19 protein-coding genes and 2 pseudogenes are annotated in these 26,699 nt (G+C 44.6%); 2 read left to right on the top strand and 19 right to left on the bottom strand.

Annotated elements, in window-relative coordinates; genetic code table 11:
• Positions 1–62: 62 nt before the first annotated feature.
• Positions 63–891: pseudogene (licT, locus tag AC3WTF_RS13105) on the bottom strand (BglG family transcription antiterminator LicT).
• A 171-nt stretch (positions 892–1,062) separates the two neighbouring features.
• Between licT and AC3WTF_RS13110 the strand changes: the two are divergent.
• Positions 1,063–2,313: an MFS transporter gene (locus tag AC3WTF_RS13110; protein ID WP_094031900.1), complete on the top strand. Its 1,251-nt coding sequence runs from the start codon at positions 1,063–1,065 to the stop codon at positions 2,311–2,313.
• Between the two features lie 30 nt (positions 2,314–2,343).
• Here AC3WTF_RS13110 and AC3WTF_RS13115 read toward each other — a convergent pair whose 3' ends face one another.
• From AC3WTF_RS13115 to AC3WTF_RS13180, 14 genes and pseudogenes are all read right to left on the bottom strand, one after another.
• Positions 2,344–3,783 (bottom strand): DEAD/DEAH box helicase, encoded by a 1,440-nt coding sequence (locus tag AC3WTF_RS13115; protein WP_007407785.1) that lies wholly within the window; start codon positions 3,781–3,783, stop codon positions 2,344–2,346.
• 54 nt (positions 3,784–3,837) lie between these two features.
• Positions 3,838–4,212: a hypothetical protein gene (locus AC3WTF_RS13120; RefSeq protein WP_042635617.1), complete on the bottom strand. Its 375-nt coding sequence runs from the start codon at positions 4,210–4,212 to the stop codon at positions 3,838–3,840.
• A complete protein-coding gene (locus tag AC3WTF_RS13125; protein WP_106080268.1) occupies positions 4,193–4,537 on the bottom strand; it encodes a hypothetical protein in 345 nt (114 codons plus the stop codon). Before AC3WTF_RS13125 ends, AC3WTF_RS13120 begins: the two co-directional genes overlap by 20 nt.
• Complete coding sequence (locus AC3WTF_RS13130; protein ID WP_129004199.1) at positions 4,524–4,889, bottom strand: SMI1/KNR4 family protein; 366 nt, start codon at positions 4,887–4,889, stop codon at positions 4,524–4,526. The genes AC3WTF_RS13125 and AC3WTF_RS13130 overlap by 14 nt, the downstream gene beginning before the upstream one ends.
• 49 nt (positions 4,890–4,938) lie before the next feature.
• Entirely contained in the window at positions 4,939–5,412 is a 474-nt protein-coding gene (locus AC3WTF_RS13135; RefSeq protein ID WP_053104119.1) for a DUF2716 domain-containing protein, read from the bottom strand.
• 44 nt (positions 5,413–5,456) lie between these two features.
• The gene (locus AC3WTF_RS13140; protein WP_129004202.1) at positions 5,457–5,936 is read right to left on the bottom strand and encodes a hypothetical protein; all 480 of its coding nucleotides are present in this window, start codon (positions 5,934–5,936) and stop codon (positions 5,457–5,459) included.
• A gap of 59 nt (positions 5,937–5,995) precedes the next feature.
• A pseudogene (locus tag AC3WTF_RS13145) lies at positions 5,996–6,404 on the bottom strand (YxiG family protein).
• A 172-nt stretch (positions 6,405–6,576) separates the two neighbouring features.
• Positions 6,577–7,170 carry a hypothetical protein gene (locus AC3WTF_RS13150; RefSeq protein ID WP_053104122.1) on the bottom strand — a complete coding sequence of 198 codons (594 nt, stop codon included), beginning with the start codon at positions 7,168–7,170 and terminating at the stop codon, positions 6,577–6,579.
• 12 nt (positions 7,171–7,182) lie between these two features.
• Complete coding sequence (locus AC3WTF_RS13155) at positions 7,183–14,214, bottom strand: DNRLRE domain-containing protein (protein WP_492314273.1); 7,032 nt, start codon at positions 14,212–14,214, stop codon at positions 7,183–7,185.
• A gap of 161 nt (positions 14,215–14,375) precedes the next feature.
• Entirely contained in the window at positions 14,376–15,440 is a 1,065-nt protein-coding gene (locus tag AC3WTF_RS13160; RefSeq protein ID WP_044802374.1) for a polysaccharide lyase family 1 protein, read from the bottom strand.
• A 142-nt stretch (positions 15,441–15,582) separates the two neighbouring features.
• Positions 15,583–16,494, bottom strand: a complete 912-nt coding sequence (locus AC3WTF_RS13165) for a DMT family transporter (RefSeq protein ID WP_492314274.1) — start codon at positions 16,492–16,494, stop codon at positions 15,583–15,585.
• Between the two features lie 147 nt (positions 16,495–16,641).
• Positions 16,642–17,088, bottom strand: coding sequence for a universal stress protein (locus AC3WTF_RS13170; RefSeq protein ID WP_007407802.1), 447 nt, complete (start codon positions 17,086–17,088; stop codon positions 16,642–16,644).
• 81 nt (positions 17,089–17,169) lie between these two features.
• Positions 17,170–18,567 (bottom strand): aryl-phospho-beta-d-glucosidase, encoded by a 1,398-nt coding sequence (gene bglH, locus AC3WTF_RS13175; protein WP_020958057.1) that lies wholly within the window; start codon positions 18,565–18,567, stop codon positions 17,170–17,172.
• An 18-nt stretch (positions 18,568–18,585) separates the two neighbouring features.
• Positions 18,586–20,421 (bottom strand): beta-glucoside-specific PTS transporter subunit IIABC, encoded by a 1,836-nt coding sequence (locus AC3WTF_RS13180; protein WP_221663899.1) that lies wholly within the window; start codon positions 20,419–20,421, stop codon positions 18,586–18,588.
• A gap of 656 nt (positions 20,422–21,077) precedes the next feature.
• Here AC3WTF_RS13180 and AC3WTF_RS13185 point away from each other — a divergent pair.
• The gene (locus tag AC3WTF_RS13185) at positions 21,078–21,725 is read left to right on the top strand and encodes a hypothetical protein (protein WP_065180339.1); all 648 of its coding nucleotides are present in this window, start codon (positions 21,078–21,080) and stop codon (positions 21,723–21,725) included.
• Positions 21,726–21,730: 5 nt separating this feature from the next.
• Here the strand turns inward: AC3WTF_RS13185 and AC3WTF_RS13190 are convergent, their stop codons facing one another.
• The 4 genes from AC3WTF_RS13190 to abnB form a co-directional block, all read right to left on the bottom strand.
• Positions 21,731–22,141: a very short patch repair endonuclease gene (locus AC3WTF_RS13190; protein ID WP_065180340.1), complete on the bottom strand. Its 411-nt coding sequence runs from the start codon at positions 22,139–22,141 to the stop codon at positions 21,731–21,733.
• Between the two features lie 87 nt (positions 22,142–22,228).
• Positions 22,229–23,506: a DNA cytosine methyltransferase gene (locus AC3WTF_RS13195; protein WP_065180341.1), complete on the bottom strand. Its 1,278-nt coding sequence runs from the start codon at positions 23,504–23,506 to the stop codon at positions 22,229–22,231.
• A gap of 497 nt (positions 23,507–24,003) precedes the next feature.
• A complete protein-coding gene (locus AC3WTF_RS13200; RefSeq protein WP_065180342.1) occupies positions 24,004–24,951 on the bottom strand; it encodes a HaeIII family restriction endonuclease in 948 nt (315 codons plus the stop codon).
• Positions 24,952–25,198: 247 nt separating this feature from the next.
• The gene (gene abnB, locus AC3WTF_RS13205) at positions 25,199–26,605 is read right to left on the bottom strand and encodes an arabinan endo-1,5-alpha-L-arabinosidase AbnB (protein WP_492314275.1); all 1,407 of its coding nucleotides are present in this window, start codon (positions 26,603–26,605) and stop codon (positions 25,199–25,201) included.
• Positions 26,606–26,699 lie beyond the last annotated feature (94 nt).

Raw genomic sequence — 26,699 nt, forward strand, 5'->3', positions numbered from 1 at the left:
ATCATATGTGAATGAAAGAAAAAATGAATACAAGGACAAAAATGCCAACGCTTTCATTATGCTTATTTGACTACCCTTTCTATGTGAATCGTTAAATACAGCAGCTCGTCACTGGTGAGCTTGTGTTCATACGCCCGCTCAATGCATGTTTGGATTTTCTTCGTGCATTCATACGCCCGATGGTACTTTTCTTTCACTGTCTTCAGCAAAAAATCGTCCTGGCTTTCCATATGTGTGCCGTTAAAAAGACGCTGCGCGAAAAACTTTAAGTGAGTGACAAACCGATAATAGTGAAGTGATTCCTCGTTGAAGTCAATCTTAAAATGGTATTTTACGATACTCAAAATCTCTTGCATGACTTTTGTAATGTTGATGATATTGGGCATCTCTTCATTCAGCTCGGCATTGACAATATGCAGCGCAATAAAGCCTGCTTCATCCTCCGGCAGAGACACGCCAGTCTTGTTTTTTACCATGGCCAACGCTTGTTTGCCGATTGCAAATTCGTCTTTGTACAGCCGTTTCGTTTCCCACAGTAAGGCGTTTTTGATATCCAGCCCCTTTCTTATTGCGCTGGATCGCAAAGTTAATATGGTCGGTCAGCGACACATAGATGCTGTCATTGAGCTTTTTGCCGAGCTGTAATTTCGCATAGCTGATAATCTCTTCGGATACTTCCATACATTCGATCGGGATATCATACAAAAGGGTTTTGAACTTTTCGGATACATCTTTGTTATCGAGCGTGAACACTTTCTCAATGCGGGCTTCATCTACCGGGTCTCCCGTTTTCTTTTGAAAAGCAATGCCCCGGCCCATGATAACCAATTCCTGATTGCCTTCTTTGAGCACACTGACGACATTATTATTAATGACTTTCGCAATCTTCAATTCTGTCTCCCTCCCGCCTGACCATTTACCTGCTACACCTTGATTTTACATCCTTTTTGAACTGGGTCAATATCTCCAGGTCAATCAGAAAACGCCGTTCAGAAATCATTGTCCAACGATGAGGCAGCGGCGCATATAATGCAGAGAACCGGTTTTTGGGAAGGAGCGTGTGTGATGAAACGGTTTTCGAAAGAAGAAAGCAGCTGGATGCTGTATGATTGGGCCAATTCAGCTTACTCGGTCATTATTATGACGGCGGTATTCCCCTTGTTTTTTAAAGCCGCGGCGGCGGAAAACGGTGTCAGCGCGGCTGATTCTACCGCTTATTTGGGCTATACGATTGCCGCCGCGACTTTTATTTTGGCGATGCTCGGCCCCGTCTTAGGAACGATTGCCGACTACAAAGGATGCAAGAAACGGTTTTTTGCCTTCTTTTTTCTGATCGGTGTGGCGGGCACCGCCGCGCTGGCTTTGATTCCCGGCGAATCTTGGATGCTGTTATTAATTTGTTATACGATTTCCACGATCGGCTTTGCCGGGTCTAATGTGTTTTATGATGCGTTTCTCGTTGATGTGGCCGCAAAGGAGCGGATGAATATGGTGTCCGCCAGGGGGTTTGGGCTGGGCTATATCGGCAGTACGATCCCTTTTCTCCTCAGCATTGCCGTGATTCTTTCAGCTCAAGCGGAGGTGATTCCGCTGTCCGCCCAGGCTGCCGGCCGCATTGCCTTTTTGATTACGGCGGCATGGTGGGGGCTGTTTTCGATCCCGCTCCTTCTCCGCGTCCGCCAGCGCTATTATATCGAGAGGGAGCCGCGGCTTGTACTCAGCAGTTTTAAACGGCTGGCCGGCACGCTGAAGCAGATCAGGAAGCACCGGGCGCTGTTTTTGTTTCTGCTCGCCTATTTCTTCTACATCGACGGGGTCGGCACCATCATTACGATGTCCACGTCATACGGGGCTGACCTCGGCATCAGCGCGGCAAATCTGCTGATTGTTTTATTTGTCACTCAGGTCGTCGCCGCGCCTTTTTCGATTTTGTACGGACGGCTGGCCGAACGGTTTAAAGGAAAAACGATGCTTTATGCCGGAATCGGCGTGTATATGATTGTCTGCACGTATGCTTATTTTATGGATTCCGCTTTTGATTTCTGGGTTTTGGCTATGCTTGTCGCCACTTCCCAAGGCGGTATTCAGGCGCTGAGCCGCTCTTACTTTGCAAAGCTTGTCCCCAAACAGAACGCCAATGAGTTTTTCGGCTTTTATAATATCTTCGGCAAGTTCGCTTCGATTATCGGCCCGCTTTTGATTGCCGTCACCGCCCAGCTGACCGGAAATTCGTCAGCCGCCGTGTTCAGCCTGATCATTTTGTTTGTAATCGGGATTGGCATCCTTGCGTTTGTGCCCGAGGAGACGGCGTAACAAAAGCCTGCGCGCGGCAGGCTTTCTTTTTTATTTCTTAGCTTTATGGACTTTCAGTTTTTTGCCTTTGACCGTCGTATTTTTCATGATGTCAAGAACGTGCGGGCCTTTGCCGTTCAGAATCTCGACGTACGATGCGTTGTCCAGAATCGTGATAATCCCGATATCATCGGCTGAAACGCCGTCGATTTTCGCAATCGTTCCGACAAAATCGACCGCTCTGAGTTTTTTCTTTTTCCCGCCGTTAAAGTACAGCTTCATGATGTCTTTGTTTAACTGTTCGCTTTTGTCTGTTTTGACATCGGGGCGGGCGTTCAGTTTTTCCGCAAAAGCCGCTTTCCGTTCCGCTGTTTCTTTCTCAGACGGCGCCTCCCGCTTTTGGATGCGGAAACCGATATATGTCTCAATGTCATTCAGGAACCGCGATTCAGACGGCGTCACAAACGTAACGGCCCGTCCGCGGTGTCCGGCGCGCCCCGTTCTGCCGGTGCGGTGCACATAGCTTTCTTTTTCAAGCGGAATATCATAATTGATGACGAGGCTGATGTTTTCAATATCAATTCCTCTGGCGGCAACGTCGGTCGCAATGAGATAGCGGAACTCGCCGCGTTTGAATTCATTCATGACGTCAAAGCGGTCTTCCTGCACCATGCCGCCGTGAATTTTATCGCAAGGGTAGCCCAGCCTGTCCAGCTCATCGGTTAACTGGATGACTCTTTCTTTTGTCCGGCAGAATATGATGCAGCTGTCCGGGTTTTCGGTGATCAGGACATCACGCAGCAAAGATGTTTTGTCCTCTTCTTCTGTTCTGGTGACAAAATGCTCAATGTCTTTTGTCGTCAGGCCTTCCGCTTTTACTTCAATCAATTCAGGGTCTTTCATATATGTGCGGCTCAGCTTCTCGACGTCATCCGGCAGCGTCGCTGAAAACAGCATGGTGACTCTGTTTTTCGGCAGATGCTGAATGATGGCTTCCACCTGTTCAATAAATCCCATATTCAGCATTTCATCCGCTTCGTCAATCACTACATACGCCAGCCGTTCAAGCGGCAGCGTCCCTTTTTCTATATGATCAAGCACACGCCCCGGCGTTCCGGCAACGACGTGGCTTTTTTGCTTCAGTTCGGTTTTCTGTTTGTCAAAAGAAGCTTTTCCGAAAACCGCCGTGGCTTTTATCCGTTTGAAACGGCCGATATTCGTGATATCTTCTTTAATCTGCGCCGCAAGCTCGCGGGTCGGCGTTAAAATCAGCGCCTGCGGTTTGTTTTCCTCCCATTCCGCAAGCTCGCAGATCGGAATGCCGAAAGCTGCGGTTTTGCCGCTGCCCGTCTGCGATTTGACAACGAGGTCTTTTTTTTGCAGCGCGGCGGGGATGACGCGCCGCTGCACTTCAGTCGGCTCGGTGTATTGCAAGCCATTCAGCGCCCGTCGGATTTCGGGGCTGATCGCATATTCATTAAACTCATTCATGACTAAACTCCTTCTCTGTCCGGCTCCCCTCATTATACGCGAAATGCCGCCGCTTTACCCTGACGTTTTGCCGGGCCATTCGGGGGACTGCTTTTTCTTCATGTCAAGCACGACCCATTTGGCGCAATAAAAGCTCATGCTTCCTTCCCCGTCATCGACATAGTAGCGGATCGATTCCCAGCCGCCGTCGACCGGGCTGATATCCAGATGGATGTCGGTGATGCTTTCAAGATCATCCAGCCGGGCAGCCCTCACACCCTCAAAACGCAGCACGGCATCATACTGCCCATCAGTCAGATTCAGCTCAAACACCGGGATTTTATCATAATACTCGTTATACCCGGTATAGAACGTAAACTCCGTCAATTCAAAACAACCCGGCGAATCCGGCCCCAACAGAACTGCTTTCTCATGTTTGTGCCACTCCATTTTGTGCCTCCTTACTTAACACCTTCTTCTCTGCTGCTTCATATTGACGGCAGTAAAAGCGGAACGTTTGGTTCTCCCACTCCTCCACGAGAAAATGCTGTCCATCATCGCCGTCAGCAGGATCAATTGCTACAATGCCTGAGCCAGCCGTTTGACTCTCCATTTTTTTTATTTGAACGGAAGAAACGTCTTTGCATGTGAGCCTTACACGAATGAGATGATGTTCATACTCGGAGGAAAATGCCAACCCAATTGCAGAAATCTCCCCTTCCCGGTTGAGGCGGAATTCTAAAAGCTCCTGAATCAGCCACTTATTCTCTTTCATTTTCTATAAATTCTCCTATAGAAGCGGCATACAACTCAACGCCGGCAGTCTCATGATCCCACAGATAGACAGTCTCCTCCATTACACTGTCCGTCTTTTTCAAGCACAGCTTATCCCCGGTTCCGTTGTCGGCAATTACGATCAAATCGTCGGGCATACTCTCTTCTCTGCACACACTGTTTTGCCTGATCACATCATCCCAGGTTTTCTGCAAACGGCTTTGTTCACGGATAGGGAAAAAAATCCACTCTCCGATCTCCGCAGGGTTCTTTTTATGAAGCAGCCGTTTATACGCTTTCGGAAAAGACGCTCTCAAGCTTTTTTCCGCAGCCCTGAACTCTTCTTCTGTCATCCTGTTATTCCTCCCCCGTAAAAACATGAGATTCATTCGCAAGCGGCATTCACTTTTGAAATAAGACAGGAGCGTTTCTTTCTATCGCCCTTATTAGCGGTGAGCCAAAAACCGTAATGGTTTGCTGCCGCGGATCCCCTAGCAGCCCCCACTGGAAGTCCTGATGAATAAAGAAACAATAGTCTCCGTTTGGAATAACGGAGACCAGCCATTCACCGAATTCATCTTTATCAATTGGCGCATGAGGATTAAATAGATAACATTCATGCTGCCAGTCCAGCGCATATATAAACTCTTGCTTTAAGGTACAAGATTGAAGTGCCTTTAGTATCTGCAGCTCTGCATCTTCCAAAAAACTGATATTCCCTTTTTCATCATTGAATCCTTGAGATACATTAAAGACTTGAAACGGCTTCGGAGGTTTTATTGAAGCAAATGTACTGTACGGTTTCCATTTCACTGCGCGATTCACCCTGCGCCACAAGCACTCTGTCTCCTCTTCACTCAAACCATGCCAATTCATATATTTCTGCCTCCCGCAGTTCCGAATCTGGAATTTATATTAAATTAATCAATGATATATAAATCTGCTGCATCGTATTCAAACCAAATGATTTTTTCATTATTTTCAGTAGTTACATCAACCTTTTGAGTATTCAGGTTCATGTAGGACTTATTTTTGGCAGGGTTTGCTATTATAACAACAAACTCATTGATCGATGCTAAAAAATATAATTCATCTAATAAGTGATCTGCCATCAATTCTTCTTTGGTTAGGGCACATTCAATATGAGTTAACTTCTTCGATACAGTATTCATATTTATCATTTTCTTTTCAACCTTCTTCTTCCATTCTTCAATAAAAGAAGGGAATGCCATTACTTCTATTAGAGCTGTTTCGAACTCTAAGTCATTCATTAATTGAGAAAAAGTATCTTTACTCACTAGATCACATGAATAAATCGAATTGTATTGAAGCGGATTAGTCACATCCAGATTCCCTATAGCCCTCAATGATTCTTTTTGTAAATTTAAAGGAGTGTTCATGTTTACCTCCGCGAACGATTTCGTTATGTAAGAAAAGAGAGGCTGGGAACCTCTCTTATTTATGATTTCGAATGATACGCATAAAATGATTGATCATCAAAGCGAACTGTTTCAGCTTCTACAGCAATCAGCATTCTGTTCATGCCAATGAGAAAATTAGCATTTGATTGATACTCAGGAATTACAGCATTTGATAGATTTCCGATTCCTTCCTGGTGGTAACTCATCTCAAATACTTGCCAATTGTATTCTTCAGGATCTATTTTTTCTAATCTCATATCACCAATATCTGCACTAAAATAAACAGATGCTGCATTTTTAACAACCTGAACCTTAAAACAGGTCTTTTTTAAAGAACTGATAATCGACCTTTAAAATATTACATCCCTCGTCAATATAATCTACTCTATTGTTCAATTTGTTTGTGCATTGTCTTCTCCTTCTCCTAACTAACACTAACAAACCCATTGATAGAAGTGTCTTGATGATAAACATAGATTATTCAAACAAGCCCCAAAAATATATTACTCTGCATATTTGTCATTAAATATCTGTTGAATGCAAAAATACTATCTGGAGATTATTTGAAATCCCGTTTAGAACAATCAGATGATATCAGTAGTAGGTATTAAAAATATACTTATTTGTAATGTGCCGTAAGTGTTTTTTCAAATTCAACTGGAACCGTCTGATCTGGGAATACAACTGATATCCAATCTAAGACAACGCCATCTAACGATCTCCAAGTTGCTAGTTCTTTTCCTTCACTCTGATGATCAATACCTAGAATACAGATTTCAAGTTCTCTCTCACCATAAATCGCCCACTTTAAAGTCGGTGAAGCCCAAACAACACGAGATGCAATATTCATTATACAGTCACTTTTACTGTGCTTTGGATAATCAGTTAAGAGTGACAGATACTCATCTGCAGTTATATGCAAAGGGATCTTTATCCAGTTAAAATACTCAAATTCTTCGTAGAATTGGTTTATATGTTCAGAACTGTCTATAACAGCCATTAATATAAACTCATCATGATGTTCATTAGCCAAACTCTTAAACATTCCCCAACTTTCTTCAGATAATACCCAATGGAATTCCTCGAATAAATAATAATTTTTCCTTTGCTTAAAAACTTGTTTAGGCAATGTTTGATCTACGTGACATAAGGAATTAATTATGGATTGATAGACTTTTAACTCCTTAGGATGATCAATAAAATAGTGATTCATCTTATTTCCCCTTTAATGTCGCATTCTGATTTTGTGTGTGAATTTTTTTCTACCTTTAGGTGTATATTCCGCGGTTGGATAGGGACTTGACTTAGCATGTTTCCTTAGGGAATACTTATTCCCATTTTTCGTCATAGTGATAACACCCCCATGATGAACTGATTTTCTCCATCCTTGTCTTCTTAAATTTTTTTCAAAAGTTCTTCTTTTTACATTAGTAGAATAATTTTTGAACCTAGAAGTTTTTCCAGTTATATCCCTATAACTTGAGTAGGCCCTTCTAGCCCGTACACTTTTTCTAGATAGTTTATATGTTTTAGCAGCTTTATAAATCCGATTAGCACCCTTAAATAACTTCCCAGGCCCAAAGTTCGAAGCCGCTGCCCAGGCTGCACCTCTCCATCCTTTACCTGATTTATATGCCTTATATCCATCATAGGCTGCAAATCCGGCATTTACCACAAGCCACACCCAATGCCCGTCAGGATCGACGTTCATGACTGGGTTGTTGTTTCCGTATGCATATCCATTCTGATCTAAAGAATCGCCGTCACTTCCCGGGTCTGGGTCTAGTGATAAGAATACGCCGTTTCTTGGCTCGTAGTAGCGGGCCATGAGATAGTACAGGCCGGTTTCTTCGTCGTATTGGTAGCCTGCGTAGCGGTAGCGGTTGTCTTTTACTTCGTCGCTCGCTTCGGTTTTTGTCGGATTTCCCCACGCATCGTATTGATATTTGGCAACGGTTTTTCCGGTGCTGTCTGAGATGGCGATGACGTCGCCGTGTGCGTTGTAGTGATAGAAATATTTCTTGCCGTTCTTTGTATAGGATAACAGCTGGCCGCTGTCACCGTACGTGTATGATTTTGTGACGTTGTTGTCGGCGTCTGTTTCATACAGGACATTCAAGCTGTCTCCGTCGTAGAAGTAGTTCGTGACGTTTCCGTTGACGGTTTTTTGGATTCTGTTTCCTTTTTCATCATATTTGTATGTTGCGAACGGCTTGTCTTCGCCTTTTTTCGTTACGGCGGTCAGGTTGTCTTCCGCGTCCCACGTATATGTGTATTTGCCGTCAGATGTGCGGTTGCCGTTTTTATCGTAGGACAGTTCTTCGTCATTCACCTTCGTCAGCTGGTTCATGATGTTGAAGGAAGCGTTGACTGATTTGCTTGCGCCGTCCTTTGTGGCGGTGACGTTTGTCCGGTTGCCGAAGCCGTCGTACGTATATTGAATGACAGTGCCGTCTTCATGAGTTTCTTTGACGAGCTGGTTGAGCTTGCCGTATTCGTACTGCACCTTTCCGCCGGCTGAGCTGTCGATGACCGTGCGGTTGCCGTTGGCGTCGTATTCATAGCTTTCCCGGAAGATGCTGCCGCCGTTTTTCGCTCCGATATGAAGAGAGCTGACAAGATTCCGCTCATCATATGAGAAGCTCGTGCCGACTTCATTTCCGCTGATGAATGTCTGGACATTGCCGTTCTCATCATAATCAAATGTATAGGCTGAAGTGCCGTCTTTCATTTCAATCATTTGATCTAGTTTGTTGTACGTAAAGCTGTTTGTTCCTTTTTGGCCGCCGTGGCTCCATGAGAAAGTTTTCAGCTTATCCGAATCAGCCGGATACGTCCAGCTTTGGCTGCCGCCGCGGTCGGTTAATTCGGTCAGGCGGTTTTTGTTGTCAAAGGTGCGTTTTTTCGTTGTATTTTGTTCTTTGTTTGTGACCGATGTTTCATTGCCGTTTTTGTCATAGGTAAAGTTGTATTTTTCAGTGCCGTTATACGCTTTTGACTTAACCCGGTCGGTGCCGTCATAGGTCAGCGACACTTCATTGCCGTTGGCGGAAACGGTTTTCGTCAAGTTGCTGTTGGCGTTATATTCACTCTTCAGTACATTGCCGAGCGGGTCGGTTGTTTTGACGAGCTTGCCCATGACGTCATATTCATATTGATAGGTCTGGTCCGCGCCGGCCCGAATCGTTTTTGTCAGCTCATTTCCTTCCTTGTCATAGCTGTGAAGGATGGATGTGCCGTTTGACAAGGTCAGCTTTGTCAGCTGGTCGGCCTGATCGTATTCGTAGGCGGTTGTTTCGCCTTTCGCGTCGGTTTCAGACATTTTCTTTCCAGTCTCGTCATATGAAGCAGTGCTTGCATACCCTAGTTCGTCTTCTTCTTTTGTGACGTAGTTTCCTTTTTCGTCATAGGTGTTTTTCGTCAGGATGCTTCCTTCGATTAAACGGATATCATCAAACCACGCCGTTCCTGTGGCGCTTTTTTGGAACAGAATGCTGAGTTCGATTTTATTGATCGGCTTTGTTTTCGGAATGACTGCCGCCGCCCGGTTCCATTCCTGTGTCCCCTGCGGGAATTTGGCGGTGTAGACGCCCGTTGTGCCGTCCGCATAAGTGACGTTAGCCTGAAGCGCGTAATCATTGTCGTTCGTTAATTTTACGCCGTCAGCCTTGGACATCCCCGTCAGCGTGATATATACCGGCTTATCGTCCGCGCTTTGGCCTAATGTAACGGTTTGTTTTGCGGCCGCATTGGCTTGTGATGCATTTGTGCGGGACGCTTTTAATGAGCTGTCATCATCGAAGCCTTCATCAAGGTCAGCGGCGGCTCCGCTTGTGCTCCAGCCATCTGTTTTGGCCGTGAAACTGCTGTTTTGCACCGGGTTATAGCTTGAAGAGACTTCGCCTTTTTCCAGCTGAACCTGATCAAACCACGCTTTTCCTTTGCCGTCCTTGTCGTTATGATCCACTTCCATATAGACGATGGCTTTTCCTGCATTGGCCGGTGTTGTAAAGGTGATCTGCCGTTTCGTCCAGTCATTCTTTCCGGCTAATGCGCCTGATTCATTGTGAATCCATTGAATGCGTTTTTGGTCTTTGTCACGCAGATCAATGTTGAAATACGCTCTTGCCTTCGTCAGATCCGTTTTGATCTGGCCGCTGAGTGTATACGTCGTATTCGGCTCTAGCTGCACTTCCTGCGTTGCGGACGCATGGCCGTGCTCTGTTCCGGCTGAAGCGGATTGTGACGAGATCTCCAATGCTTTTTGTCCGGACAGCGCGCCGCTTCTTGCTTTTACAGATGCGATGCTTCCGCTGTCTCTCGTAGCGGTGAGATTCCAGCCAAGCTTTGTTCCTTCAAAGCTGCCGTCTTTCAGCAGACTTGCCGAAGCTGCCAGCTCTTTGCTTGATTGAATGAGATTTCCGTACTTGTCATACACGGCGGCGGATGAGGATTTTCCGCTTTGATCCGTCTCAGAAACGGCATCAAGTCCGTCGTACGCAATATCAGTGATGTTCCCCTCGGTATCCTTCATTTTCGTTACGTCATTGTTTTTGTTGTACTGATACGTTTCGGTGCCGTAGTTGTCTTTTACGGCTGTGACGTTGCCGTCTTTATCATATTGATAGCTTTCTGTCGCTTTGCCCGCATCCGCGTCGTTCGGATCGGTGTCCTGAATGACGTTGTTGCCTTCGTATACGGTGTTGGTCGTGATTTTCAGCCCTTCGGCATCATCGATCATCTGAATCGGGTTGCCCGCTTCGTTATAGCCGTACTGCACTTTGCGGCCGTTCGGCTGCGTCATGAGCAGCGTTTTTTTGTCCGCGTCATAGCTGTAGTCGTACGTTTCTTTTTTCGCATTGACGGCTTTGGCCAGACGGTGGCCGCTGTATTGGTATTCAGTGAACAGCGGTTTGTCATCCGTGCTGTTTGCGGAATACTGCTTGACGAGGCGCCCTTCGGCATCATAGTCGTAGCTTGTGACGCTGCCGTCAGTATCCGTCACCTTTTTGAGAAGGTCTTTGTCATATGAATATGAAATCTTTTTGTTTTTCGGCCCTGTAAGAGATGTGACATGGCCGTTTTCATCATAGGTAAATGTCAGCTTGCGCCCTGATGCGTCTGTTATGGCGGTCAGCTGATTGCTGTCGTTATATTCGTATACGGTTGTGTTGTTGTGTCCGTCGACGATTTTTTGGAGCTTGCCGCCTTTTTTGCTGAAATAAGCGTTCGTCTGATCTTTTGTTTTTAATACAAATTGATCGCTTGTTTCCGTCAGTTCGAGATAAACGCCCGTCGGCGGCTGATACGTGCCGTCAGATTTTTTCGTGAAGACATGTGTTGTCGCGTCCTCATCAATATAAACGGCTCTGCCGTCTTCAGAAAGGATCGACGTTTCCGCATCGGCATACCAGCCTTGGCCGAACATATGGTCAGAGCTGTCAAGGCTGTTGAAGGTCCGGGAGAGTCCGAGCCCCGGGCCGCGTCCGTCGATTGACATATCTTCCTCATTGACGATGACATTTCCCGTCGCGCCGTTCAGCTGTCCGTCCGGAATGTCGATAATAGACCAGAATTCTTCCGTTCCGAGGAATTCCGCCCCTTCGTGGAAAACAGGGTTAAAAGGTGCCGTCGGTATGCTGTCACCGTTTGCGTCATAGGCGGTCAGCGTGAAGGAATAGTTCTTCTTCCCTTTGTAATTGCCGTTTGCGTTTTCGTAAACAGGTGAAGGGTCAAGCGCCAGTTCGCCGCCCTTTCCGTCCGTGTGAAGCTGGAATCTTCCCGCTTTCACTTCTTCGGCTGACGGCCAGATGCGTTTGTTTTGGGTCGTCCAATGATCGGTATCCCCGACATCGAATGATTGATAGTCTTTTCCGTTGTAAATGTTGATTTTGTAGCCTTTGGCGTTTTTGACCTTATCCCATATGAGATTGACATAACCCGTTTGGCTCGATTTCGTGTTCGTATAGACATAGCCTGTCAGGTTTTTCGGCTTTGCGATATCAGGCAGCGCCGGACTCGCTTCCGGTGAGGCGATCGCTTCTCCGTCTTTGTTATAGGCGATAACTTTAAATCCGTAAGTTTTCCGATTTGCATCTCCGCCGGCGTTTTTATAAACGGGGCCCGGGTTAATCGGCAATTCCGCGCCTTTTTTGTCTTTCAGGTGAAGCGCATATTTTCCGGCGCTGATTTCCGCCTTTGTCGGCCAGATGTTTTGATCTTTTGTGGACCAGGATGTTTTATTTCCGAGGTCAAGCGTTTCAAAGCTTTTGCCGTTAAAGACTTGCATTTTATACCCGGCTGCGCCTGATACGGCTTTCCAGGAAAGATCAAACCAGCCTGTGGCGTTGTTGTTATTAAAGCCTTTCGTGCTCGGTTTCTGAACTCTTCCGATATTCGGAATGACGGGCTTGGCGGCCGCAGACATGGCGCCTTCTCCCTGGTCAAACACCGCGCTGACCGCGACCCAGTAATTTTTACTTGCCGGATAGCTGCCGCCGGCGTTTTTATAGACCGGCGAAGGATTAAGCGCTAATTCACTTCCGCCTTTTCCGTCTGTATGCAGCTTATATTTGCCGGAGTCGATTTCCGCTTTTGTCGGCCAGATGTTTTTTCCTTTTGTGCTCCAAGAGGTTGCATTGCCGACCGGAATGGCCTGGTATTCTTTCCCGTTATAGAGCCAGACTTTATAGCTTTTGGCGCCTTCAGCTTTTTTCCAGCTGATATTGAAAAATCCTGTCGAATCTCCGTTATGATACGCTTTGACAGACGGCGTGTCCGCCTTCGGAATCGTGTATGTCACTTCAATGTATGGTTTTTTAGCAGAGTTTGCTGATGACATCAGCTTCTTCCAATATTCTTTTCCGTTGCCGTTTGCGTGAAGCTTAAAGCCGTAATTGGCGCCGCCGCTGTTCCACGACTTGACTGCGGAGGTGACATCGAAGCTTGCCCATTGGCCTTTATAGACCTCGGCTTTGCCGATGTTTTTGGAGCCCGGCTTGTTCTTCCACGTAATCTTGGCATTGTCGTAATTGCTGTTAACGGTGTCGAGCCAAAGCCCCGTCGCTTTTGATCCGTAATAGGAGTGGGCTGTGTACGCTTTGAGCGTCGCTTTCGTCACCGTCATGTTTTTGATCGGCTTTAGATTATCAAACTTCATAAAAGCGTAGTTCGTTCCGGTTGTGCCGTCATAATATCCAGTTTTCAGCACGTACGCTTTCAATCCGGCATCCCATTTCTGCGATGCTGCAGAGTAGTTTGTCGTCGGGTACGCGCTCATGACAAAGGTATCGGATGACACAGATACTGATGTTGAAGGGTCAATAGATACCGGATAAACCCGCTTGGGATCTTTCAGCCATTTTTCATCGGCCGTTACATGAAGCAAGTAGCCTTCACTGTTTTTTTCAAGCTTGAAGCTGACATCTTCTGACCTGTTGACTTCACCTGACTTTTCGTCGAGATCTGAGTCGGTCATAAAGGGCTTCGGCACGGTGTAGACGACATTGTCTTTATCATCAGAAAACGCGATCGAGCCGTCTTCCTGTTCTTTAGCCTGAAGATCGGTTTTGATTTGAAAGGTGAAGGAATTGTAGCCTTCATATTTGTGAAGCACAAGGTCTTCTTTTATGTTTTCGTTAAATGTGTAGGTTTGTAAATCAATAGCAGGAAACACTTGCTGATACGTAAGCTCGTTGCTGTCTCCCTTGACTTTTGCTGAGGCATCTGTCGGAGTGATTGCAGCCTGATCGGGGCCTTTTGCGCCGGTTAATGAGTATGTGAGCTTATGATCATCATGTTCAAATGTGGCGTATAATCCGTTTTTCATTTGCTTCAGAAAATCGGAGTTCAGCACTGTATTCTCCGTTCCGACTTCCTTTGAGCCGGTTTTCAATTCAGGAGAAACGTCTTCCCAGTCCGCATTGGCGGTTTCTTTCGTATGAATGGGGTCTGTGTAGATTTCCTGTTTGTACACACCCTCGCCTTCATAGTAAAGCTTTGAATTCTCAGTTCTTTCAGACGTGATCTCACCGTCTTGATTGATATCTTTTTGATCAAAAGGCATCTGCTCAGATGCTTTTTCCGCCGGAAGATCTTTTTCCGGGTCTGCGGCCGGAATGGCGGCGGTTTTCGCTTGATCTTGTTTTTCACGCGTTTCTGCCGCAAACACATCGGCAGGCGCAATGGAAATCATCAGCGTTGCCGCAAGAGTGCCGGCCAGCCATTTTTTCCACTTGTTCTTTTTTCCTATTTTCATAGGTTCTCCTCCTCCTTTTGTAATATAGGCTTAACAATAGTAATATTATTGAAATTGTTTATCAATATTTTCCTAGGTATTTAAGGTTATTTTAAGGATTATAGGGATTTTGAACCTTTTATTCATATAAAAAAACCGCCGGCTGCCGGCGGTTTTTCGTATTATGGATAGCGGAGATTTGTATTTTGCGCTCCCGCGTAGGATTGGGCGAAGTTTTTGGCGTCCTGGGCTGAAAGGGTGCCATAGCTGTAATTTGATCTCGGATTCCAGCCGGTGCGCGGTGATTTCGGGGCTTTGAGCGACGGGAATGAACCGATGTCGGTGAATTGGGCCGTCCCGTAGTCGTCTATCATTCCGCCTTTTTCATTTCCGTTACCGAAATAGTTGGCTTCTGAGAAGACAGTCGCGTTTGTATGAATGGTGAATCCTAAATTGAAATTGGTCACATAGTTGTTTTTCGCGTGAAAATAGCCGTATCTCATCAGGCCCGGTGAACGCACATAGACGTTATTAAAATAGTTGTTGGTGATCGTCATATGCGGATAGCCGATATAATTGCGTCCTTCGTTATCATCATTCGGATAACCGAGAATCAGGCCGTACAGATGGTCTGTGAATTTAGAGTTAGACAGCGTCACAAAATCCGCTTTGGCGCCGACATACAGAAGCTTTCCCAAATCACTGTGGCTGTTCGGATTGTAGCTGTGTCCTTCAAACCAGACGTGGTCAATCCAGTAATTCTGTCCGTTCGCTATGTACATCGGAATGTCGTTGTTGCCTGTAATGGCGGCACTATGGCTGATAATGAGATTTTTGAAAATCACATTGTTTGAGCCGGAGCCGGTGGTCAGATAGATGTTGGTCAGCCTGTGGCTGGTATAAGAGCCGACGATGGTTTTATTGGCGCCGACTGTCACGACGGCTTTACCCGGGGAAGAAATATCACTTGTGATGACGATGGTTTTGCGATCCGTTCCGCCCGCATTGTTTTTCAAATCATTGAGATTGCTGACGTAGACGACGGGGCCGCCCTGGCCTCCCGATACGGCTGATTTTGCTTTTCCGTTATGATCCTTCGCATTGCCCGCGAATCCGGTAAGTCCCTGCATCACATCCGGATAAGCCGCTGCCGCTTCTGCCTGCTTTGATGCGGAACATACGATGGCCAGACAAAGCGCAAAGCCGAGTGCAGCCAAGAAAGCAAGATGACGCGTCTTCTTTATCATGCCCTTCACTCCTTTAATTTCTTAAATTGTAAACACAAGAAGTATTATACAATTACCATCCTCTTTTTCCATGATCTGTTTGTCTGCTTTTTCGTTATGGCTGAAAAGCCCCAAAAATAAAAAAAGCAGCCGGTACGGCCGCCTATATACGGGTGCTGTCTGCCTGAGTTTCCGCCGGCACGGCTTTTTGCTTTCGAATCAGGGACAGCGCCATTCCCGCAAAAATCAACACTATCCCCAAAGATTGATAAAGGTCGGGGCGAAATCCCGTAAATACGGTGTCGATCACAATCGCCACCGCCGGATCAAGAAATACGATGATTGAAATAAACCGGGTGGATAAAAACCGCAAGCTGTCAAAAAAGAGCAAATACACAATTCCCGTATGAATGATACCGGTCGACACAATCATGATCCAGTTCACATGCGACAAATCAGAAAAAGCGCCGAAACGGACGAACGGAAGAAGAATGATAACGCCCAATCCGGTCTGCAAACAGGTGACGGCGTATGGGCTGAGGCTGTTGATGCCTTTCCCGGCCAGTGTCGTAAAAGCATAAAAAAGGGCGGCCAGCACGGCCCAAATAATACCCGATCCCATCAGCTGAGAAAATGATGTACTTCCGTTGATGCCGGAAATCAGGGCGGTGCCCAGAAAACAAATCACGATGGAACTGACGGACACAATATGCAGTTTCTCCCGGTATATAAGGCTCCCTAGAAGAAGGACGAGAACCGGAGCCAAATGATAAACGGAAATCGCTATCGTCACTGATGTCTCCTCAAATGATTTAAATAAAAACACCCAGTTCAGCACGAGAAAAAATCCGCAGGCCAGTGTCTGCAGCACCTCCCGCCGGTTCCATTGTTCGGTGCGGTACCGTCCGGAACCAAACCAGCAGACGCCCAGAAACAATGAGGCGCACAGACATCTCACAAAGACCAGTTCAATTGAAGGCACATTCGTATGTTCTGAGAAAAAGCCGATTGATCCGAAAATGACCATGGAAATGACCATTTTGATGACGGCATTTGATGTTTGTTCAGCTTGCATTGATTTGCTTCCCCCATATCATTGACTGTTTATTCAGACAAATACTAACAGCCATTTTACTTGATTCAGAGGAAGATTTCACCCTATTTTTCGAAAGCCGGCGGTCTTTTCTCATGAAAAAAGCCCTGCATCAGCAGGGCCTTCTGTTTAATGAACGATCAGTACAGGACAAGGAGACAATTGTGAGACCTTATGGCTCACGCTTCCGAGCATCATTTCTTTAAATCCGCTGATTCCGCGGCTTCCGACGACAATCAGATTGAAATGCTGTTCTTTCGCTATGTTTAAAATTTGATGCGCAGGTTCGCCTTGGACGTACAGGCTTTCCGCGTTTACTCCGCTTTCTGCCGCTTTCTGCTTGGCATCTTCCAGAATGGCTGCTCCTTTTTGCTCGACTTCATGTTTGATGTCTTCAATGAAGTTTTCCGGAACATAGACAATCCCGGTTAAAGCTGATGTGGAGACAACGGCTTCACGTCCCGCATAGAGAATGGTGAGTTCAGCCTGCTGTTCTTTCGCCAGATGGATGGCTGCGTCCAGGGCTTTATTGCTCATGTCTGAACCGTCTACTGCTGCAAGAATTTTTTTAAACATATGAATCCCGCCTTTTTGCTTTTATTGTCCTCCTCTCTTTGCTGAATGTCAATTTTGCCGGCTTTCTCCGGAACATTGCGCTTACAGACTTTCTCCGTTTGTGGCGATGACGTCTTTAAACCAATAAAAACTTTTCTTTTTCTTTCTTTCAAACGTGCCTTTTCCGTCATTGCCGCGGTCGACATAGATATAGCCGTAGCGTTTTTTCATTTCTGCCGTTGAGGCGCTGACGAGGTCAATCGGCCCCCACGACGTGTAGCCGATCAGGTCGACGCCGTCTTCAATCGCCTCTCTTGCCTCTATTAAATGATCACGCAGATAATTGATGCGGTAGTCATCCTGAATGGTTCCGTCCTCCTCCGGCTGATCAACCGCGCCGAGTCCGTTTTCGACGATGAAGAGCGGTTTCTGATAACGGTCGTACAGCGTGTTTAAGGTGATGCGCAAGCCCTTCGGATCAATCTGCCAGCCCCATTCGGAAGATTTCAGGTACGGGTTTTTCACGCCGCCGAGAAGATTTCCCTTAGATTGCGCCAGATCCTCAGGCGCCGTGCTGGCCGTCATCGACATGTAGTAGCTGAAGCCGATGTAATCCACCGTATGTTCTTTCAGGAGCGCCTCGTCTCCTTCCTTCATCTCGATCGTAATTCCGTTTTCTTTAAAGAAGCGTTTCATATAGCCCGGATAGCTGCCCCTCGCCTGTACATCAGAAAAGAACAGCGTGCTCCGCTCTTTTTGCAAAGCCGCATATACATCCTCCGGCTTCGGCGTCATCGGATACGTCGTCGTCGCGGCGATCATGCAGCCGATCTGTGAATCCGGAATGATCTCATGACCGGCTTTTACCGCCAGCGCGCTCGCCACAAATTGATGGTGGGCCGCTTGGTACATCGTGTTTTGTTTATTTTCGCCTTCCCGGAATATAAGGCCGCCGCCTGTAAACGGAGCGTGAAGAACGACGTTGATCTCATTGAAGGTCATCCAATATTTCACCTTGTCTTTATAACGGGTGAAAACCGTGCGGGCGTACCGCTCATAGAAATCGACCGTTTGGCGGTTTCTCCAGCCGCCGTAGTTTTTCACAAGACCGAGCGGCATCTCATAGTGAGAAATCGTGACAACCGGTTCGATCTGATGTTTTCTCAATTCGTCAAACAAACGGTCGTAAAATTGCAGCCCTTCTTCATTCGGTTCTGTTTCATCGCCGTTCGGAAAGATTCTCGTCCACGCAATGGAGGTGCGGAACGCTTTAAAGCCCATCTCCGCAAACAGGGCGATATCCTCTTGATAGCGGTGATAAAAATCAATCGCGTCGTGATACAAATTCAGCGCATCGTCCGTCTCATGAAACGGAGACATAATGCCGTCCGGGGAGACATCCGCCGTAGAAAGTCCTTTGCCTCCTTCTTTATAAGCTCCTTCAATCTGATTGGCAGCCGTTGCGCCGCCCCATAAAAAACCTTCCGGAAATCTCTTCATGTTTTCTCCACCTCTTTTTCAGGATAACGCCAGAAGCGCTTTGTTCGGTTTGACCATTCCGCTTTTTTTCACGTCTGTAAATGAATATTGATCCGTATTCGTAATGATGACCGGCGTGATCACGTCAAAACCGGCAGCCTTTATCTCGTCGATATCAAAAGTAATCAGCAGATCTCCCGGCGCGACAGTATCGCCTTCTTTGACGTGCATCTCAAAATGCCTGCCATCCAGCCGGACGGTATCAAGCCCGATATGAATGAGAACCTCGGCTCCCCGGGTGCTCGTAATGCCGATGGCGTGCTTTGTTTTAAATACGGCTGTCACCCTCCCTTCTACGGGAGAAACCGCTGCGCCCTCTTCAGGCAGAATCGCAAAACCTTTTCCCATCATTCCACCGGAAAAGACGCTGTCGTTCACTTCGCTTAATGCTTTCACTTCGCCTTTAATCGGGCTGTGAATGATTTCTCCGCCTGCCGTCACACCCGGCGTTTCAGATGCTTTGTCCCGTTCAGACTGTACATCCTCAAACCCGATCAGAAGTGCCGCCGCCATACCCGCCGCAAACGAGATAAAAAGCCCGATCAGCGCGTAAAGAAACGTCGGCCCGATAAAGACCGGAATGCTCGGCAGACCGGCGTTTCCGCCCACAATGTAAGAAGCGACGCCCGTTATACCGTAAAAAGCTCCGCCTGCCGCGCCGCCGATTAAAGCAGCCGCGAACGGTTTTTTCAATCTCATGTTGACGCCGTACATCGCGGGTTCGGTAATGCCCATCAATGCCGTAATGCCCGTCGTAAATGCCAGCGATTTGAAGGTTTTGTTTTTTGATTTTAAGAAAACCGCAAATGACGCGCCGGCCTGCCCCATATTCGCCAAAAACATCGCAGGCAGAATGTAATCATGTCCGTTTTGGGCGATGTTATTGATCATGATCGGCACAAGCGCATAATGCATGCCGGTCATAATGATAAGAGAAAATGTGCCGGCAAGCAGAATCATCGCGGCAATGCCCGCATGATTGAACAAATCATTGACGCCGACAGACAGATAATTCCCGAGAATCGCGCCGAGCGGGCCGACTGTGATCAGGGTGACAGGCACGACGATCACGAGCGTAAGCATCGGAACGGCAATCAATTTCAAAGATGAAGGAGTGATTCGGTCAATTCCTTTCTCTACATAGGACATCAGCCATATCGCCAGCAAAATCGGGATAACTGTCGATGAATACGTGGCAGCGGTTACAGGAAGACCGATAAAGGAGATGCTTTTCCCTGCTCCAAGCAGGGCCGTTAAATCCGGATGCAGAATCGCACCCGCCACAGCGGCCGCCACGTAAGGATTACATCCGAATTTTCTCGCCGCGCTTACCGCAAGCAAAAGCGGCAGAAAATAAAACGCACCGTCACCGACAGCCGTGAGAATGCTGTGAGTCTGGCTCTTCTCCGACAACCAGCCGAATGTCACCGCTAGCGCGACAAGCCCTTTTATCATGCCGGCTCCGGCAATGGCCGGCAAAATCGGTGTAAACACACCGGAAATCACGTCAAATACGGCACTCAGCACATTTTTCTTCTGCTTCGAAGTTTTGTTTGCGCTTTCATGACTGAGCCCGCTGCTCTCCATCAAAGCCTGATACACCTTCGGCACATGATTGCCGACAATGATCTGAAATTGCCCGCCGCTGATATTTGTCCCCATCACGCCTTCCGTTTGCTCCAGCCCGCTCCGATCTGCTTTCGCATTGTCATACAGATTAAAACGAAGCCGCGTCATGCAATGAATGACACTCTGAACATTCTCCTCCCCGCCGACAAGTTGTAAAATCTCTTTTGATATTTTATGATAGTCCATGAGTATACCTCCTTAAAAATGGGGGAACCGCCGGACGAAAGGTGCCCGCCTTTCTCCGGCTTTTTTTTGTTATGAAATCAGCATCACCTCCGAAAAAAGGGTATAAAAAAAACCCAAACTGCACAGAACACGGGGGTCTCCCCCTGTCTGACGCAATTTAGGTTTTGCCTGCGGTTTGCAGTAACAATCCTGGGTGAATGATATTGGGTTGATATGTATACTTTAGCACTGGATTTATTGGGTGTCAACGCTTACATTTTTAAAAGTGAGATCCTTTTACATATTGTTCTTTAAATAGTTTAGGTGAAAACTCAAAAGGCACTTCTTTTGAGTTTTTATAAAGGGCAACCACTAATATACATTTAAAAAACATTTCTAATTTGTTATTCCATATTTGCTCGTTACAGCTCATAATCTAAGCTCTTGTTCCATAGCATAGTCAGTTCTTGCCGAATGTAACGCGCTCATTACTGCCAGCATGAGGCATCACCTTCTAAGTAAAATCGGGCCTATTTAGACTGTTACCATGTTTCATGATAGGTTATTCGGATAAAAAGACCTATCAAATCCTCTACTTTAATTTTTTAAATAAATTGATTTATAAAATTAAAGTAGGTTATGATATTCTATAAAAAAGATAGGTGGGACAATCAATTATGAAGACTAAAGAAGATGATTTGAAAATAGCTATAGAAGTATTTGATCGTTGTTGCAAAAAATTGTATAAACACAGAAATCCTAACATACGTTTAGAGAAGAGCTCTGAACTTTTAAGCAATTGGTTTTTAGATGGTCTGAAAGATCTAAACCCTCTTACTTTAGGATCGAACTCCCATCCAGATTTTATTGTTCAAAATGTGGGCTTTGAGTTGAAGTCTACAAAAACTAAAGGTTTAATTCAATTTAACTCTACTATCCCTTGTGGGGGTTATTTACATAATAATGAAGAAAGAGAATGTTATTATGTAATAGCTCGTTACATAAAGGACAGGCAATTTGGCTACCTAGAAGATTTTACATTAGTAGATGGTGACTTTTTCAACAATGATAGAAACCTGTCTTTTACACATCGCAATAGCCAAGAAAAAAAATTCGGATCCTTTCAGGATGGCATTGTTAGATACAGAAAAATGTATCATTTTCCTTCTCCACATAATGAAATACCGGGCGTTAGATTTATATCTAAATATAACAATGCTCAATCTTATAATTCTAATTTACAATTAGAAAAGGAAATAAGTAGAAGTAATTCCACTTGTGAAGAATTTACTTTTTATGTTTATGCGCATGATTTATTAGTGTGACTTCTTCATTTTTTATGCTCAACAATGAAACTTTCAATTTCATCTATTACTTTATTGTAATCTGTTTTAAACTCATGCTCCCAAACTCTCATTATATTCCAACCATTATCTAAATAATAATTTGTTACTTTTTTATCCCTTCTTTTATTTCTAAGAAGTTTTTCGTTCCAATACTGTATATTACTTTTAGGAATATGACCGTGTTTGGGGCAATTATGCCAAAAGCATGAATCAATAAATATTACTATTTTATACTTTTTTATTGCAATATCAGGTTTTCCGAATAATGACTTAACATTTCTTCTAAACCTCAATCCCCTTCTCCAAAGTTCAGAAGTTATTCTCTGTTCTAGCTTTGATTCGGATTTTATTGATTGCATTGTTTTCCTTCTCTGCTCTATTGTCTCCCTGCGCATCTTCAACACTCCTTCTCATTGCGTATATTTTTTTATATCCTCCAAATTAATTGTTAAACATAAAAAAGAGATCCCAAAAGGACCCCTTTACCTATCAAACAATTCTAATTGTTGAATCTCCTCTCTTTTTGAAGTTAACTCTTTTTTGTTTCTATGACTCCACTCTGCTATAGGTCTAGCAATTGCTCTAGCAAGTTCTACAGGTACTGCATTGCCTATTTGTTTATACACTTTATTTAAGCGTCCATTTTTGCTTATTTCTTTAGAAATATCTCCATCTGAAAATTTAAACCAGTCGGGAAATGTCTGTATTCTTGCAATTTCTTTAACAGACAGCCTTCGATTAAGCTCTATTCCATCAGCAAACCCCCATTGATCTGTTCCTAGTTTAACCATAGGGCTACCTCCCGGGTGTAACGGTGCCTGTCTCCCAGATGCTTGAATAGTAAAGCTTTGATCATTCCAAGTTTTTTTACGATTACGTGACATATATATAGAAGAGAAGCTACCTTCATACCAATCTCCCGGATCTTCTTCTAAATCGCCAATAGCGTCCTTAAGAGTTACGTAAGGTAATCTACCCTCACCATGAGTCTCACTTGGAAATTCATAATCAAAGTTTAAATCTTCACGAACTCCGACTATAAATACACGCTCTCTATATTGAGGCACTCCATAATCTCTAGCATTTGTTAGTTTAAATTTAACCTTATATCCAGCTGATTCAAAATCTTGAATTATTTGCTTAATGACTTCACCTTTACCTAAAGTAAGCATCCCTTTAACATTTTCCGCCACGAAAAAAAATGGCTTAGATTGTATTAAACAACGAATAAAATGTATATATAAAAAGTTTCTCTCATCATCTATTAAACGTGGTCCTGCTTCACTAAAACCTGGGCACGGAAAACCACCTAATACAATATCACTCTTCGGGAAAAATTTAATTTTTCTGATGTCCTTTTCAGATTGAAAAACATGCTGTGGAAAATTCAACTTATATGTTTGGTTAGCTTCTTTAAACATGTCTATTGAATAGACAGTATGAAAAATGCTTTCTTCTCTATGCTTTAAAAATAAATCTTTATCTTTTTTAAGTTCATTGGTTGTTTTAATTCCTTTTATAGCATCCAGACCAGCTAATTCAAACCCGAGGTCTAAACCTCCACAGCCAGAGAATAAACTTGTCAAGTTGAGTTTTTCGTTATCGTACAATAAAGGTTCTGGTTTTTCATTAAAATTGTCAAGTCTTTGAGCAGCTTCTTGTTCAATACTTATTTTATCTAAAAGTAGCGCTTTAACCTCATTGGCATCATAGTCTTTCATTGGGCGGTACTTTGCACGCCCTCTATCTTCAGTCTTCATAATTACACCTCCATGCTAAGATCATTTTAACACTTAATAAAGAAAAAGGCCAGAAGAGAATACGAATAGTAAATTAAAACAAATATAGAACAAAAACTGCAATTTAAAATACTAATTAATATAAAATCAAATATAACACATCTAGTTAAAGCAAACAAGTGTTCCCGTTTGTTTAAAATGTAATAATTTAAATTATATAATAGGAAAGGAATTAGCACACATTGAAAATGAAGGAAACAGGATGAGATGATATTAAACATTTTTTAAGGTTATTTATTGTAGAAAAGAGCAGCCTACCATACCATTTTTCTGTCATCTCTCGCAAAACAAGGGGAAACTTTGAAGAATAAAATAAGCACTAGATTAAGAGGAGAAATCGTTATAATGTTATGGAAAAAACGGATTTTAAATTAACAAAGCCATCAATAGTGGTAAAAGACAAAAATTCCAAACGAAAAAGGAGGTCAGATAATCTCCTCCTTTTTAATCTAAACGATTTAATTCCAAGACACTACTTGTCGGTAAAGTGTAGGTGGCAAGCCTGCTATTTGAACATCTAACTTTAAAGAGCTTTCCACCTTAGAACTTGCATTATGTATTCTAGCAGAAATGGTCCAGCCTTCATCACATACAATTATTAGCGTAGTATTGGATCCTTCTTTAAAATGTATATCGTAAAATCTCTTTGGTAACTTTAACTGAGGAACCCTTAATTTTGGTCTATTTCCATGTATGATTTTATTTAGCGTTCCATAAAGGTTAAATGCTTGTATCTCAGTGGTTTTATTTTTAGTGTCTACTATGGCCTTATAAAAATCATGTCTCCCAAGTAAATAACTTAATAATCTTTTAGGAATTTCACCTGGATACATTCCGTCTAGCACCTTGAGTTCGTTATTTAATGCCTCTAATACTGGCTTATAAAAATTTTCGGACTTATTCTCAAGTTCCCTCCAAAATAACCCTTTCTGCTTCAGTTCATCTAATTCTTTGAATAACGGAATAATATTTTTAAAATACTCATCCGTTGATTTAAATCCAAACCATGATTCTCCTACATCAATACTTGCAGATAGCCGCGAGTGTTTGACAGCCTTGTGATCTTTTTTGCAGGATAATCCAATTTCCCATTTTTCAAAACCACGCATTGCTAAAACATCTCGAACATCTCCAGTTTGCCCTTTAGAATCTTGCTGAATTGCTAACGAGAGAAGTCCCTCTCCATTTAATAGACCAGGTTCTAGCTTTAAAATCTCCATTACACCAGCCATGGATGCTTTATTCATGTCATCAATTTTTTCTGAATCAAATGCTAAATAGGCATCTCTCGCTGTTGTTAATTGATCAGAATCAAGAATTTGAATTTGTTCAGTACAAAGGCTATTACTCAAAGATTGTAGAAATGCATATTCAAGAGCTTTTCCATTTCTCGTCTGAATCCCCATTTTGACCTCTTTCTTTTATTAGAATATGTATATTGTAACTCATTGGTTAAAGGTTCTCCAGTTTTTACATATACATTGACTCATTATTGTTTAATTACTTACTAAGAACTTATAGTGGTGCTCCTTTATTCATTCAATTATTCAAATAAAAAGAAACAGTTAAGTGTTCATAAATCAGAACATTGTTTATACGATCATATTAAATGAATATATACTCTCTTTAAAGTAGAAGGGGCGTTTTTTTGGTTCACTCCACTCCCCAAACAGCCTCCCCATCACCACTCAGCACACTAAACGTCACAACTTCTTTCTCTCTCGCTGAGTCCCATTCTTTCAGGAAGACGCCGTCATAATTTGTGCCGTTCAGGTTGATTCGGGCTTTGTTGCTGTCCGTTATTGTCCAGGTTCCGGTCATTTCCCCGGAAATGGTGCCGTCGTTGTTAAGCCGGATATTTTTTGGGGTTTTGATCGTAGCTGTAATGTCTTTTCCGTGCTGGATGAGTTTGTAGGCTCCGGATGCGGCGGATGCCGATATCTGTGTATCCGGTTCTCCCGCGTAGCGGTATGGCGCTGCAACGGGCCATCCGTCTTTGTTCATGTACAGCCGATGTACTCTGACTTCGTGCTCTTCGCCTCTGTTCGGGAAACGGGTGTGGAAAATGAGGTATGATCGTTTCGTTTTCCCGTCGTAAAACACGGAGTTGTGTCCCGGCGATACGTAGCCCGTGCCTTTTTCAGATTGTGAGGCGAAGCTGTAGCCGCCCATGAGTTTGACCCCGTACGGTTCAATTGCTTTGTCGTCGAAGAAACTGCCGTCTTTTCCTTTGGCATCAAGCATGTTATGGCCTGCGGCGTCATAGTACGGACCGTCCGGATTTTTAGAGCGCGCCACACGCATATGATAACCGCCGGCTGCGTCAAGTCCGCCGAATGACAGATACAGATAGTAATATTTCGTTTCCGGATTGTAGCTGATGTACGGGCCTTCGATTCTGCTGTGATTTCCGCCGAGAAGTTTTTTTCCGTAGCCTTGGTTCGGGAGCGGGAAACCGGTTTTCGGATTCATTTCCAGTATGAAAATTCCGCCGGAGTAAGAGCCGTACACCATCCAGAGCTTGCCTTTATGGTCAAAAAACGTTTGCGGATCTACGACGTTCGGGTGAACGTTTGCATTATACGTCGTGCCGTCTTCGCTTTTTCCTTCCATGCCTGATTTCAAAAAGATGCCTTTGTTCTTGTAGGGTCCTTCGATTTTGTCACTCACGGCGACACCGAGAGCGGATCGCGGCGAGTCTCCTTTACAGGCGTTATAGTACATGTAATATTTCCCGTCAGACAGCTGGGCGACGTCCGGCGCCCACAGCGTATCAGACTGGGCCCAGTCGAATGTCTCTTTTAATTCGGTGTAGACGTTCGGGATCAGGGGATTATTGGGATTGACGCTTGAAGACATCTGCTGCCACTGCATCAGGTTTTTCGACTTGGCGGAAGCCAAATGTGAGCCGAATACATAATATGTATCGCCTGTTTTGATGACGGACGGATCATGCACGCTGACCTCTGAAAAAACCGGATGCTGGGCTTTTGCCTGCGGCAGAGTGAATCCGATGACCGCTGCTGAGACCAGGCACACACGAAAGAAACTGGTTTTCATTTTCTGAAATCTCCTCGCTCTCTTCTTTTCTTAAAACGCTTTCAAGACAACGCTCCATTTTATGATGCGGATGGCGGAAATATGTGATCAACAG

This window comes from Bacillus sp. EB106-06-01-XG163 (assembly GCF_058791615.1).

Coding starts and splice junctions, on each gene's coding strand:
- AC3WTF_RS13185 (WP_065180339.1), top strand. CDS start 21,078: ATGAAGACTAAAGAAGATGATTTGAAAATAGCTATAGAAGTATTTGAT.
- AC3WTF_RS13135 (WP_053104119.1), bottom strand. CDS start 5,412: ATGAATTGGCATGGTTTGAGTGAAGAGGAGACAGAGTGCTTGTGGCGC.
- AC3WTF_RS13120 (WP_042635617.1), bottom strand. CDS start 4,212: ATGGAGTGGCACAAACATGAGAAAGCAGTTCTGTTGGGGCCGGATTCG.
- AC3WTF_RS13155 (WP_492314273.1), bottom strand. CDS start 14,214: ATGAAAATAGGAAAAAAGAACAAGTGGAAAAAATGGCTGGCCGGCACT.
- AC3WTF_RS13125 (WP_106080268.1), bottom strand. CDS start 4,537: ATGAAAGAGAATAAGTGGCTGATTCAGGAGCTTTTAGAATTCCGCCTC.
- abnB (WP_492314275.1), bottom strand. CDS start 26,605: ATGAAAACCAGTTTCTTTCGTGTGTGCCTGGTCTCAGCAGCGGTCATC.
- AC3WTF_RS13160 (WP_044802374.1), bottom strand. CDS start 15,440: ATGATAAAGAAGACGCGTCATCTTGCTTTCTTGGCTGCACTCGGCTTT.
- AC3WTF_RS13165 (WP_492314274.1), bottom strand. CDS start 16,494: ATGCAAGCTGAACAAACATCAAATGCCGTCATCAAAATGGTCATTTCC.
- AC3WTF_RS13180 (WP_221663899.1), bottom strand. CDS start 20,421: ATGGACTATCATAAAATATCAAAAGAGATTTTACAACTTGTCGGCGGG.
- AC3WTF_RS13140 (WP_129004202.1), bottom strand. CDS start 5,936: ATGAACACTCCTTTAAATTTACAAAAAGAATCATTGAGGGCTATAGGG.
- bglH (WP_020958057.1), bottom strand. CDS start 18,567: ATGAAGAGATTTCCGGAAGGTTTTTTATGGGGCGGCGCAACGGCTGCC.
- AC3WTF_RS13195 (WP_065180341.1), bottom strand. CDS start 23,506: ATGAAGACTGAAGATAGAGGGCGTGCAAAGTACCGCCCAATGAAAGAC.
- AC3WTF_RS13115 (WP_007407785.1), bottom strand. CDS start 3,783: ATGAATGAGTTTAATGAATATGCGATCAGCCCCGAAATCCGACGGGCG.
- AC3WTF_RS13170 (WP_007407802.1), bottom strand. CDS start 17,088: ATGTTTAAAAAAATTCTTGCAGCAGTAGACGGTTCAGACATGAGCAAT.
- AC3WTF_RS13130 (WP_129004199.1), bottom strand. CDS start 4,889: ATGACAGAAGAAGAGTTCAGGGCTGCGGAAAAAAGCTTGAGAGCGTCT.
- AC3WTF_RS13200 (WP_065180342.1), bottom strand. CDS start 24,951: ATGGGGATTCAGACGAGAAATGGAAAAGCTCTTGAATATGCATTTCTA.
- AC3WTF_RS13150 (WP_053104122.1), bottom strand. CDS start 7,170: ATGAATCACTATTTTATTGATCATCCTAAGGAGTTAAAAGTCTATCAA.
- AC3WTF_RS13190 (WP_065180340.1), bottom strand. CDS start 22,141: ATGCGCAGGGAGACAATAGAGCAGAGAAGGAAAACAATGCAATCAATA.